We start from the raw sequence: 12,479 nt of genomic DNA on the forward strand, positions 1-12,479 counted from the left end.
GACAAGTAACAGCCATTACTCACTAGTATGTAGACATAAACACATATGAAAAAAACATGTGTGAAAAATCTTAAATCTGCCTAACTAATAGCAAGGAAAATCCTGTCAACAAACCTACAAGATTATTTCTAATTAGATGTAGAAGATACAGAAGAATTCTTAAGTTTTGTGGAGCGAAGCACAATATGCCTGTTAATCAAGAAAGCAAACACCAAAGCGATAATAACAAAAATCCAAACAATCATAGTTCGTCTAGAAGAATCCCCAAAGTTTTTCACAGCTTTAACATGAATAGCAACAGCAGAATTAGCTGGAATCGTAGTATCAATTTTCCCATCGCTAACATTAACAGTACTATCGCATTTGTTTGAAACATAAACGTTGCAATACTCTCCGTCAGGCAAATCAGTCTTATATGAAACTTTATGAGGATTGTCAGTATTGTTTATAGCCAAAAATCCTTTATTCTCACGACTAAAAGCAATATTATTATCATCGTCATCTTGCCATTTAGTCACCTTCGTGCCTTTAACAGCATTATAGAATCCAATCATTCCGCGAATTGAAGTCCAACGCTGAGTACACTGCCAATTGGAATCCTTGCCACAAGTCACATTCGGAACGGATGTAACGGTAGCACCAGGAGCACCCTCATCACGTTTCGCAAACTTATATCCAGAATAAATATTAGGAGTGCCATAAGGGTAAGCGAGCATAAAAGCATTAGCTAACTCATATTTTTCAGCATCCTTATAAGTAAGAACGCGAGTTGAGCTATCACGCTCAGTATCCCAATTCGTAACGAAAATAGCAGCTTTATCGCTAGGAATAAGATTGTCTGTAATATGTTTCAAATTTTCAATAGAACCATAAAAATAATTACGCAAACGATGTGAATACTCAAATTCGTCAACTTCACCAGTTGCAAGATATTGATCCGGCTGAACTTTTTTAGAGCCATTAATATCGCCAATAGTTTCTTGCATCCACCAAATTTTATCTGGAGTATTATGAGCTGCTAAAGCAGCAGCTTGTTTGATTCCTTTTACATCCTCCGGAGACATATGTTTAACAGCGTCCACACGGAAACCAGCAACACCAAGATTCAAAAGCTTAGCAAAATACTTACCTAAAACTTCACGCACGTGCGCCTTAGAAGTGTCCAAGTCGAGCAATCCAACAAGCCTATAATTCCACACTTGTTCAGAATCATTATAGTTGCTAATGCTTTCAGCTATTTGATGGAAATCGTCCTTAGTGTATCCAGCGTCTGTAAAAGTTTGAGTAGACGCATCATACTTACTTCCACCAACACCAACAGTATCTTTATTATCAAAACCAGTCATATGGTTAATAACAGCATCAGCAATAATTCCAACGCCCTTAGCTTTGCAAGTAGTAATCATATGCTTAAACTCAGCTTCAGTGCCAAGCTTAGAATTTAAGCTATAGCTCACAGGCTGATAAGAAGTCCACCAAGCTTCACCTTTAATATGATCTTGAGGAGGAGAAACCTGAACATACTTCACACCTTCAGGACCATAAGTTTGTTCACATTCCTTAGCAACACTATTCCAATTCTGCTGAAAAGCAGTAACAATAACACCCTTAGAAAAGGCAAGACTTTTACTATCTGCAGATGAAGCAAACGCTGAATTAAAAGGGATGATTGATAATGCTAATAATGCTAACGATGATATGAAAGCAATTATCGCATACGATTTTATATTCGTCTTATTTTCGCGTATTTTGCACATCTTTACGCAAAACTTTGCATTATGGATCATCTTTGTTCCTTTCAAACATTGCAACACAAGCGTTCACGCTAAACGTTATTTATTATATTCTTTATTAACGCAAAACTTAATAATCCGTTTTCATGTGTTTCATCTGCTGCATCTAATTAGCGATAATCTTGTAGGTTTACAGAATTTTCCTATTGATTGTTGCTGAAAACTAGTTGAGAATTAAATGCTTAGCGCGTTGCAAGCGATTGCGTTTATGTTTTTGAACCATAGCAATAATCATAGTAGTGAGAATAATTGCACAACTAATTACAGCTATTAAAAACATCGTCATCCAGAACGGCCATTGCAAAGAGTCTTTTGGCAACTCTACAGGATTCGGCAATATACGATACCCAGTTACTAAAAGCCTCTGAGTATTAACTCCATACGGAGTACAAGTAAGAAGTGTTGCTAAGTCACGCCCATGTTCGCGTTGAAGCAATCTAATATCATGTGGGTCAACGATGCTAATACGGAACACTTTGTACTGTAATGTTTCTCCTTGCACGTCAAAGTAGAAGAAGTCGCCTTTTTTAATATCAACTAAAGCATCAAACATTGTTGCATCCGGCAAACCAGTATGCGCTGTAACAACAGTGTGACGATTATTACCGCCAACAGGCAAATCTGTGCCATACAAGTGGCCTGCACCTTTAGCTAAAACATCTTGCGAACTTCCGTGATAAATCGGCAATTTCACGCCAATTTTAGGGATTTTCACAATGCCCATAATTCCCATCGGCTCAGCCAATTGCTTTATATAATCTTTATATTCAGGAGTTTGCATATAATCTGTAGTTCCGTTATAAGGATCAACAGTGATAATAGACTTGTGACGCTTGTTATAACTACGAGCTGCTTGTAAAATTTTCTTTCTAGCTCTCTCAGTCTTCTTTCGACTTAAACGATCATAAGCGACGGAAATCTCCTTCGACACTTTGTTGTTCCACAATGTTGATGCAACTGGGTAAGTGAAACATAGTATTGCAGCGAGAGCGAGAATAATTGGCTCTAGAATTCTACGCAAATGTGATTTTTTGCGCTTGCGCGAAACAATTTTGTTGAAGGGAGCACATAATTTTTTAACAGCATTGTTTAATTTCATGCTTCCTCGTTTTCTTAATGTTTATGTAAGTAATTTATTGTGCGTTGCGCGAGTTTGGGATTTTTCTCTTGATAGAGCAAGTGAGTCTAGGATTTATCTAAAAACCCTAGACTCACACTTTGTTATTGGACTACAAAGCCAGTTTTAGAAAACAAATCAAGCTGTCTTCTGTTCTTCTTCCTTACGGTTTTTAATGTAAAGAATCACGCTAGCAGAAATCAAACCAATGCCAGCTAACGCGAAAATCAACACACCAGCAGCACCAGTTGCAGGAAGGTTGAACCAGAAGTAGGTCTTACCGTCTTTGCTTCCCTTACTACTAAGTGGAAGGTCTTCAAACTCTTCTGGCGTAGCAGAATCTTTCTGAACAGTCACTTCGTGTACTTCAGGAGAAAGCGCGTAACCTTGAGGAGCTTCAACCTCAACAAGATAAACAGTGTCTTTCGCACGAACCTTGTATGGAGTTGTGAAGTTACCTTTAGCGTCTGTTGCAGCAGTAGTCTTTAGATCAGTAGTAGCGCCAGCTTGTGAATCTTTAGGAGCATCAGCAAGAGTTGATGCAGCTTCACACTCTGGGATTTCGCTTGCTTTCTTGGTAAGATCCGCAAGTCCTTTAGCGCAAGCCTTAGCCTTATCTTTATCAGCGAAAATCCTGAACTTAGCACCTGCAAGATCAGTCTTAGTGTTGCCATTCATGTAGTACTTGTGAACTTGAAGGAAGCCAAAGTCAATAGTCGCGTTAGATTTTTCACCGTCAGGAATGATTGGAGAAGGTGCCTTCTCACTCTTTTCATGAGCTGGGAAGAAACCAGACTTGTTTACAATCTCATCCTGCGATTTATCATTCTCAGCAACAGAACCATTAGTCACTTTAGTGTTCTTATAAGTATCGCTAAGCTCAAACTCGAGATTTACTTCAACATTAACAGTGTCACCGTTATTCTTGCAAGCGTTTATAGCGCCAGCAATCTTTTCAAGACCTGCCTTCTCGAACTTAACTAAAATACGAGTGTGACCAGCAACAAGACCTCTCTGATTTTCATTAGCATCATCATTCTTGTAATTCTCTTGAGTGCTGTTCGCAATAGGTTCTTCTACCTTGTAATAGGTAGTAGTGTCATCATTCGTAACCTCTTCGCCGTTAATCTTCACGCTCTTCACAACAGTTTTATCGATAGTCTTGAAAGCAGCAGTTGGAGCATCATCGAAGACTTTATAACCTTGAAGATCTTCAGAAGTCAAAGTCTTTTCAGACTTAAATTTGTTCACTTTTGCAGTAATAGTGAATGGTACTTTATCCTTAACGCTTGCGAACTTAGCCTTATCGTAAACCTTCTCAATAGAGTCAGAAGTACTCATATTCTTCGGGTAAACAGTAGGGTTATAGTTATACTTCACACTCGTCTTAACATTATCGCCCTCGCCTGTTGTAGTGTACTCTGGCAAAGGAAGCGTCATATAGAAGGATTTCGTATCAGAAACCATGTAACCGGTAGGCACTTGAGTTTCCTCAACCTTGTACAAGCCAAGAGCCTTATTTTCGAACTTTACTTGACCGTCCTCGCCAGTTTCTGCACTTTCAAATACATTCTGACCGTCACCAGATTTTGTAGTTCCAAGCGTAATTTCATCGCCATTTTCTTTAATAGTGTGATTATTTAGCTTAGAAACAAGTTTCGCAATCTTCTGCCAAGACTCAAATTTGCTAAGATCTAAAGTAACGTTTTCGTTTCCTTCCTTAACAGAAGTGACTTTAGTCAACGTGAACTTAGCGCCTTTAAGTGGCTTAAAACCAGCTGGGCATTGTGTCTGAGAAGTATCTTGATCATCAGCTTTCTTCTTCTCACACTTAAGAATGGTTATAGTACCAGTTTTAGGAGCTTTCTCATCCCACGGATCCTTAGATTGACCGCCTTGAGGAACATACTTAGGATGAGCAGCCCACGCAACTCCGGACACGGTTACAGCGCCGGCGATGCACAGCGTGCCAGCCATCGCAAGCGAAACTAGTGTCGCTGCGAATTTTCTTGAGAATCTATTCATATTATCTCCTTTTCTCACGCTTCTAATGGAAGTTGAGTTAAGTTGTTTTGTTTTTGTGTTTGTTACTATGTGTTCGTTTGAGTACCGATTCTGCACTTGTTTACGTACTTACTCGGTACTTTCTATGTTTGTTTTCTGTTTGTTTTGACTACCCTGGATATATTGGATTAGTTAATCTAGTTATGTTTTTATTTTCGCTACGCGTAGTACACGGATACACGAGCAAAACTTGATTATGTAGGCAGCTTTCACATCAGCATCGCCGCCTTCCATTTAGAATTGAATGGCAACGCTTCATTGAATCGGAAACAAAATAAATAGCAATCAAAGTTGTAACGAGAGCGCAAAGCACGCTCAAAAACATGTTCCAACCGCGCGCTCCAGCATTAGGAAGACTAAACTTAACAACTTGAATTTTAAGCATGTACTTCTGCCAATCAGTGCCCTGCTTAAAATCAGCAAACTTAGCTTTATTGCTGCCTTCTAACAAAGAGTCACCATTTGGTATGACGCTATTATTCTTAAAGCTAGTTTCGTAAGCTTTCCAAGCATCAGATTCAAGCACATTCTGTTTTAACGCGTAAACAACGCACTGGTAATCGCCAACTTCTTCAGGCTTTATACTCGCTTCTATATTAGTTCGCGCAGCAACATTCTTGTTATCAGATGACGTGCATTGTGTATTGCCTTTAGAGTCAGTAACGCAAGGCTCTTGATCGCTAGGCAAAGTAACACCAAGACCTGCAATACTAGTGCTCCAAGTCTTGTATTCAAGTAAATCCAGTTGCTGTTCAGATTGAGAAGATTGTGATCCAGAAGGCGAGCTTGGCGAGCCAGCGCCAGTATTAGCACCATTCGAGCCAGCACTGCTATTACCGTCAGTTGAGCCAGCGCTTCCGGTACCAGTACCAGTACCAGTAGAATTATTCTTCTTCTCGCCTTTCGAGCACAGCATGCGCAAAGTAATCTTCGAGTTATTTGATTGCGAAATTGCATCAATAAACGGATTGATTTCAGCACCTCTTATAAGAGAGAAACTGTAACTTCCATCAGCCAAAGCAGCAGGCAGACTTCCATTGGCATTTTTAAACGGATACACTTTCAGACTAAGATCCTTACCGCCAAACTGGATTGTTATAGTTTTATAATACCAGTCAACGCCTTGCTTAATATCATCAGTCTTCCACGCATTACTATCAACAATGTTTCCCTCAAACAGAGACTTCTTACCTTCATTAGTTTTGGAATTTTTCTTGAACTCTTCTACCAGATTAGAGGGATGCTTGCCAGTTGCTTTGTCTTTTAAATTAGCATCCTTAAAAGCGAACACTGTGCACTCAAAAGTTCCAGCACTCGTAGGCGTGCCACTAATCCAGCTTTGAGAGCGCTCAGTATAAGGATCACTCTCATACACAGCAGAATCCTCTGCATTTTCATCAGGTCGATCCTTATTTTCCATATGCTTGAACTGAGTCTGCGTACCTAGACTCAAACCATTAACACTGTCTAACGTATAATTATCGCTACCATTTTCATGGCAAATCATATGATGATAGATAACACTAGGCTTTTTAGTAGATTTAGAATCAATAAAAAGATTATTAATAGAATCGTAAGTGTCTTTCTTGTCAGTACCGCCAGCACCTTGACTATTAGACTTTGGCTTTATAATAATTTTATTATCACTTACAGGAGTCTTATCCGTCTTATTCACAAAATCGTATAAGCTCAGCGTTAAATCACCGTCGTTCGGCACGTCAGATACATCAACTATTACACTTATTGTAACGGATATTTTTTCTTTTTTATTTTTGTAATATGCAAAAACTTTAAATCTATAACTACCGTAGTCCCACTTACCATTTGGACGCAAAGTTACAGAACCATCAAAGCCCTTTTGCTTTTCAGTATTCGAAACTTTGATAGTTTTACCATTTTCTGTTTTTTCAAAATTCACCCAACTTGGTACCGGATTGTTAGCAAACTTTCCTAATTCAAACCACACGCCGTCTAGTAGGTTAGTGGCTGGTATTTTCCCAGGTTTTAATTCGAACTTTGGAGTAATAGTTCTAGGTTCACCACCACGCTTTATTAGAATAGTCTTACCATCATTATCTACAGTAGGACTACCAATATTGTAGCTAATATTGTAGCATGCACTTAATGTGCTACACTCCTTCGCTTTTCTCACACTTCTGTTCATTGTGAGAAAAGCTTCCGTAAAAGCGTCTTTCTTTTGGTAGTCTTTAGCGTTTTGATTTGTAGCAGTCCCATCAGCCTTAGCCTTATTAACACCACTGTTACTATCAAGCTGCTGATTTTCAACAGGCTTTAGCTCACCATCATTCTTCTTTAAACTACTAGAAGAGCCAGCATTACTCTTATTAAGTTCAGCACTATTAGATCCACTCTGCTCATACTGCTTATTTGATTCACCATTGCTGTTAGTAGAACCAGCCTTCGCACGCTCAGTCTTCTCAGTAGAAGTAGCACTTTCGCTAGCACTTAAAGCAGAAGTTGGAGCAATCAAAAAAGCAGCAAGCAAAGTTACACATGCAACAAATAACGAAAGTAATGCTCTTATAACATGCGAAGTACAAGCGTTTTTGTATGATTTTACGAACGAGCTTTTATATGCATTTTTAGACGCGTTTTTGGACGCGTTTGAGCGCAAAGTGGCGCAAGAAGACCTTTTAGACTCTCTTGCAACGCTGGAGTTATAGTGGTGAGCGACAAAATCGCGAATCACACACGCACACTTTAAGAAACCATACTTCGGAGCAGTCATAACTACTCTCCTTATGCTGTTATAAACGCTTTTCTTGAATACTCAAAATCCAACGCAACCTTCACAGATTGCACTAAACCTTGCTGCACGGTAACCAAATATTCGCATTTACTTCTAGCGACTATACCCCCCCCCATGGTTAATTTCAAGCGAAAGTAGAAAATTAGTAATATTTTTACAAATCACCAGATTATGAAAAAATCCTAGAGAAATAATTTTAAAAAAAAACTTAGAAGCTTAATATTTTAAACTCTTAATACTTTAGCGAGAACAACACTCACAAACTTAAGAACACTATATAACACAAAACAGAACTACTTGAAGCACAATATATAGTAGTAACAAAGAAAATCAGCAACAAATAAAGGAAAATCAATAAAAATAAAAATATCTTAACAAATATAGTGCCCCCGGTGAGACTCGAACTCACACTGTACAGATTTTGAGGCTGTTTCCTCTACCAATTGGGATACAGGGGCATTTTTAATTATTCGCAACTTCGTGCGACTTGTTGACTATACCACACTTTTTTTCATATTCAAAGGTTTACAAATTTTGCGCGTGTCGCAGTATTGAATTTTTGGGCTATAACCTGAATATTTGCGATTAGATACACGCAATGCGCACAACCTAAAAATAGGAAGCGCGCATTACAAGTTACAAATTAAAACTTACAACCTACAACCTATAAGTTAAGAGTTACAAGTTAGAACACAAGCATTAAAACTTGCAACTTAGAACTTACAACTTATACGTTATACGTCATAATCTCACACATACGAATGAAAAATTCAAGAATTAAATCATTCTAAACGCATGTGTAAAACAGCGTATATTAGTCGCAAGCTCCAACAGTATGAACGTAAATAGAATCAGTGCGACCTGCTTGACGCTCACCCTGTGCAGTGCTCAAAACAACAATCTTATCTCCATCGGAAACCTTACCAGCTTCACGAAGAACTTTATCAGTGAAAATCATCAAATCATGACGATTCATCTCGTGATAATCTTCGTCAATCAAGAAGGATTCAGTACCCCAGCTCAAAGCTAACCAGTGATACGTATGTTCGTTGTTTGTCAATCCGTAAATTGGAGCAACAGGACGTTCACGTGAAATACGATGAACCGTGCGACCAGTTTGAGTGTAAGCAACAATAGCTTTAGCATTAAGCTTATCTGCTAAATCAACAGCTGCAGAAGAAACTGCACCAGTACTAGACATATCAAGCTCAACAGCTGGAATACGATCGTAACCGTGCTCAGTAGCGAATTGAGAGATACGAGCCATAGTTTGAACTGTAACAGCTGGATACTTGCCAACAGCAGTTTCGTTAGAAGTCATAGTCGCGTCAGCACCATCGAGAACAGCGTTAGCGCAATCGGAAGCTTCTGCACGAGTTGGAACTGGAGAATTAACCATAGTTCCAAGAACCTCAGTAGCAACAATTACTGGCTTTGCATAACGGCGAGAAAGCTCAATGCAACGCTTAGTAACGAGAGGAACTTCTTCAAGAGGCATCTCAACAGCCATATCTCCACGAGCAACCATAATGCCATCGAAAGTCTTAACAATCTCTTCCAAGTTTTCTACAGCTTGTGGCTTCTCAATCTTAGCAACGATTGGGATACGGCGACCTTCTTCGTCCATAATCTCATGAGCGCGATCAATATCGCTTGCAAAACGAACGAAAGACATTGCAATAATATCTGCGCCAGTACGAATAGCCCAACGAAGATCAGCCTCATCTTTTTCAGTTAAAGCTGGAAGAGAAACAGCAACACCTGGAAGGTTAATACCCTTGTGGCTAGAAACTGGTCCTGCAACAACAACCTTCGTATGTACGTCATTGCCTTCAACTTTAGTGACTTCAAGGCGAACCTTACCATCGTCAATTAAAATCGGATCTCCTGCATGGCAATCTCCAGGTAAACCTTTGAAAGTTGTGGAAGTACGATGCTCATCACCTTCAATATCATCAGTGGTGATTACGAACTCTTGACCTTCATTCAAATAAACTTTATCTTCGCCGTTCTCATTCTTTTTGAACCAACCGCAACGAATCTTTGGACCTTGTAAATCAACAAGAGCAGCCACATTACGGCCAGTGGATTTAGAAGCAGCACGCACATTGTTGTACACACGCAAATGATCCTCAGGAGTACCGTGAGAACGATTAAGACGAGCAACATCCATACCAGATTCAACGAGCTTAGTAATGCCCTCTAACGATTCGGTAGCTGGACCAATAGTATCAACGATTTTGGCTTTACGCATAATGCCTACCTATTTCTTCTTGATTGTTATGAGTAAAATACTCAAATTCCGGTATCTAGTGTATCAACTTATTATGACCTTAAAAGTATAATAATACGGCGTTTTGTGAACGTTCACAGAAATATTCTCACAATCGAATTCTCACAATCAAACATTCCCAAAAGCAAACATTCTCCAAATCACATATTCTCACAATCACATACTCTCACAATCACATACTCTCCATATTGCGCAATTCCTTCTTCAAATCGCGTATTTCATCTCTCAAACGCGCTGCAAGCTCAAATTGCAACTGCTCCGCAGCTACATGCATTTGCTCACTCAAATTCTTAATTAAAGACATAATCTCATCTTTAGGAAGTTCAGAAACATTAGCAATACGCTTTTCTTTACTAACACGAGAAAGATTAGGCTCTTTTGGTATTCCGTAATGCGAATTACCAACCTTACCAGCATTCCTATAGCCTCCAGAAAGCAAAGTTTGAGTATCAACATCTTCTTTAGCTAACATATCGTTTACATCGCTAATTTTCTTTCTTAAAGGCGTAGGATCAATACCATGCGCTTTATTGTATTCAATCTGCTTGTTACGTCTGCGCTCAGTTTCACTAATCGCTTTACTCATTGCATCTGTAACAGTATTCGCATACATAAGAACTGTTCCAGAAACATTTCTTGCAGCTCGACCAATTGTTTGAATAAGAGAACGATAAGATCTTAAGAATCCCTCTTTATCTGCATCTAAAATCGCAACAAGAGAAACTTCTGGCAAATCCAATCCTTCACGAAGAAGATTTATGCCAACAATAACATCAATCTTTCCTTCACGAAGAAATCGCAAAAGCTCCACTCTGCGCAAAGTATCAACATCCGAATGTAAGTATTCAACTTTAATACCAAGCTCAAGAAAATAATCAGTTAAATCTTCTGCCATCTTCTTAGTAAGAGTAGTAACAAGAACTCTCTCATTTTTAGAAATTCTTGCTTTAATCTCATTTAACAAATCATCAACCTGTCCTTGTGCTTTACGAACCTCAATTTTAGGATCGAGTAAACCAGTAGGACGAATAATTTGCTCAACTACACCATCTGAAAGACCCAACTCGTAGTCACCAGGAGTTGCAGAAAGATACACAGTTTGACCAATATGCTCCAAAAATTCTTTCCACTTCAATGGGCGATTATCCATTGCAGAAGGCAACCTAAAACCATGCTCAACAAGAGTTCTTTTACGAGAAGCATCACCCTCATACATTGCTCCAATTTGCGGAACAGTTACATGAGATTCATCTAAAACAAGCAGAAAATCATCTGGGAAAAAGTCAAGAAGAGTATGAGGAGGAGTGCCTTTTTCACGACCGTCAAAATGCCTAGAATAATTCTCTATTCCAGGGCAAACTCCAACTTGTCTTAACATTTCTAAATCGTAAGTAGTTCGCATTTCTAAACGCTGAGCTTCTAAAAGCTTACCTTGCTTTTTAAGTTGAGCTACTCTTTCTTCTTTTTCAACCTCAATTGCTTCTAGCGCGTGCTCCATCCGCTCAGGACCTGCAATATAATGCGATGCAGGGAAAATGTGAACGCTACTCTCCTTGCGAATTACATCCCCAGTAAGCGGATGCAGCATTGTAATATTGTCAATTTCATCTCCAAAGAACTCAATTCGCACAGCTAATTCCTCATAAACAGGAATAATCTCAACTGTATCTCCTCGAACTCTAAAAGTTCCACGAGTAAAAGCAATGTCATTACGCTTGTATTGCATGCTTACAAATTGACGTAATAAATCATCTCTGTCAATCTGCTCACCAACACTTAAAACAAGCATTCGATCTGCATACTCTTCTGGAGTACCAAGTCCATAAATACATGAAACTGTAGCAACAACAACACAATCTCTTCTAGTTAAAAGGTTTGCTGTTGCAGCGTGACGAAGACGCTCAACATCATCGTTAATATTAGAATCTTTTTCAATATACGTATCTGTTTGTGGAATATACGCTTCCGGCTGATAATAGTCGTAGTAAGACACAAAATAGCTCACAGCGTTATTCGGCATAAGCTCTCGAAACTCAGCACAAAGCTGAGCAGCTAAAGTTTTATTTGGCTCAATAATAAGAGTCGGACGTTGCAAACGCTCAATAAGCCAAGCTGTTGTGGCAGTTTTACCTGTACCAGTAGCGCCCATAAGAACAACATCACTTTCTCCATTTTCAATACGATTCGACAACTCTTCAATTGCTTTAGGCTGATCTCCTGAAGGCTTAAAAGGCGCTTCTACTACAAATGGCTTATTTGTGCGCTGAATTTTATTTGACATTATTCTTCACTTCCAAGCGCTTTATTACTTAAATTACTACTTAAATTACTCACACTATTACTCACACTATTACTCACACTATTACTCGCACTATTACTCGCACTATTACTCACATCACTAGTTAAAACACTACTCACACCACTACTTAAAAACACTACTAT

At 38.9% G+C, this 12,479-nt stretch carries 7 protein-coding genes and 1 tRNA gene; all 8 read right to left on the reverse strand.

Going from position 1 to position 12,479, the window contains the following annotated elements; all coding sequences use genetic code 11:
- Positions 1 to 128: 128 nt before the first annotated feature.
- The 8 genes from HMPREF3230_RS03175 to HMPREF3230_RS06390 all read right to left on the reverse strand — a co-directional run bounded on the left by HMPREF3230_RS03175 (position 129) and on the right by HMPREF3230_RS06390 (position 12,455).
- Positions 129 to 1,787 carry an alpha-amylase gene (locus tag HMPREF3230_RS03175; RefSeq protein WP_082266263.1) on the reverse strand — a complete coding sequence of 553 codons (1,659 nt, stop codon included), beginning with the start codon at positions 1,785 to 1,787 and terminating at the stop codon, positions 129 to 131.
- A 169-nt stretch (positions 1,788 to 1,956) separates the two neighbouring features.
- Positions 1,957 to 2,892, reverse strand: coding sequence for a class C sortase (locus HMPREF3230_RS03180; protein WP_075523523.1), 936 nt, complete (start codon positions 2,890 to 2,892; stop codon positions 1,957 to 1,959).
- Positions 2,893 to 3,048: 156 nt separating this feature from the next.
- Positions 3,049 to 4,935, reverse strand: a complete 1,887-nt coding sequence (locus HMPREF3230_RS03185) for a SpaH/EbpB family LPXTG-anchored major pilin (RefSeq protein WP_075523524.1) — start codon at positions 4,933 to 4,935, stop codon at positions 3,049 to 3,051.
- A 253-nt stretch (positions 4,936 to 5,188) separates the two neighbouring features.
- A complete protein-coding gene (locus HMPREF3230_RS03190) occupies positions 5,189 to 7,723 on the reverse strand; it encodes a hypothetical protein (RefSeq protein ID WP_075523525.1) in 2,535 nt (844 codons plus the stop codon).
- Positions 7,724 to 8,128: 405 nt separating this feature from the next.
- A tRNA-Leu gene (locus HMPREF3230_RS03195) sits at positions 8,129 to 8,202 on the reverse strand.
- 356 nt (positions 8,203 to 8,558) lie between these two features.
- Entirely contained in the window at positions 8,559 to 9,998 is a 1,440-nt protein-coding gene (gene pyk / locus HMPREF3230_RS03200) for a pyruvate kinase (RefSeq protein WP_075523526.1), read from the reverse strand.
- Between the two features lie 211 nt (positions 9,999 to 10,209).
- Entirely contained in the window at positions 10,210 to 12,318 is a 2,109-nt protein-coding gene (uvrB, locus tag HMPREF3230_RS03205) for an excinuclease ABC subunit UvrB (protein WP_075523527.1), read from the reverse strand.
- Positions 12,318 to 12,455, reverse strand: coding sequence for a hypothetical protein (locus HMPREF3230_RS06390; protein WP_155642889.1), 138 nt, complete (start codon positions 12,453 to 12,455; stop codon positions 12,318 to 12,320). The genes uvrB and HMPREF3230_RS06390 overlap by 1 nt, the downstream gene beginning before the upstream one ends.
- Positions 12,456 to 12,479 lie beyond the last annotated feature (24 nt).

Source organism: Gardnerella vaginalis (genome assembly GCF_001563665.1).
Taxonomy (GTDB): Bacteria; Actinomycetota; Actinomycetes; order Actinomycetales; family Bifidobacteriaceae; genus Bifidobacterium; species Bifidobacterium vaginale_A.

Coding starts and splice junctions, on each gene's coding strand:
- HMPREF3230_RS03175 (WP_082266263.1), bottom strand. CDS start 1,787: ATGATCCATAATGCAAAGTTTTGCGTAAAGATGTGCAAAATACGCGAA.
- HMPREF3230_RS03180 (WP_075523523.1), bottom strand. CDS start 2,892: ATGAAATTAAACAATGCTGTTAAAAAATTATGTGCTCCCTTCAACAAA.
- HMPREF3230_RS03185 (WP_075523524.1), bottom strand. CDS start 4,935: ATGAATAGATTCTCAAGAAAATTCGCAGCGACACTAGTTTCGCTTGCG.
- HMPREF3230_RS03190 (WP_075523525.1), bottom strand. CDS start 7,723: ATGACTGCTCCGAAGTATGGTTTCTTAAAGTGTGCGTGTGTGATTCGC.
- pyk (WP_075523526.1), bottom strand. CDS start 9,998: ATGCGTAAAGCCAAAATCGTTGATACTATTGGTCCAGCTACCGAATCG.
- uvrB (WP_075523527.1), bottom strand. CDS start 12,318: ATGTCAAATAAAATTCAGCGCACAAATAAGCCATTTGTAGTAGAAGCG.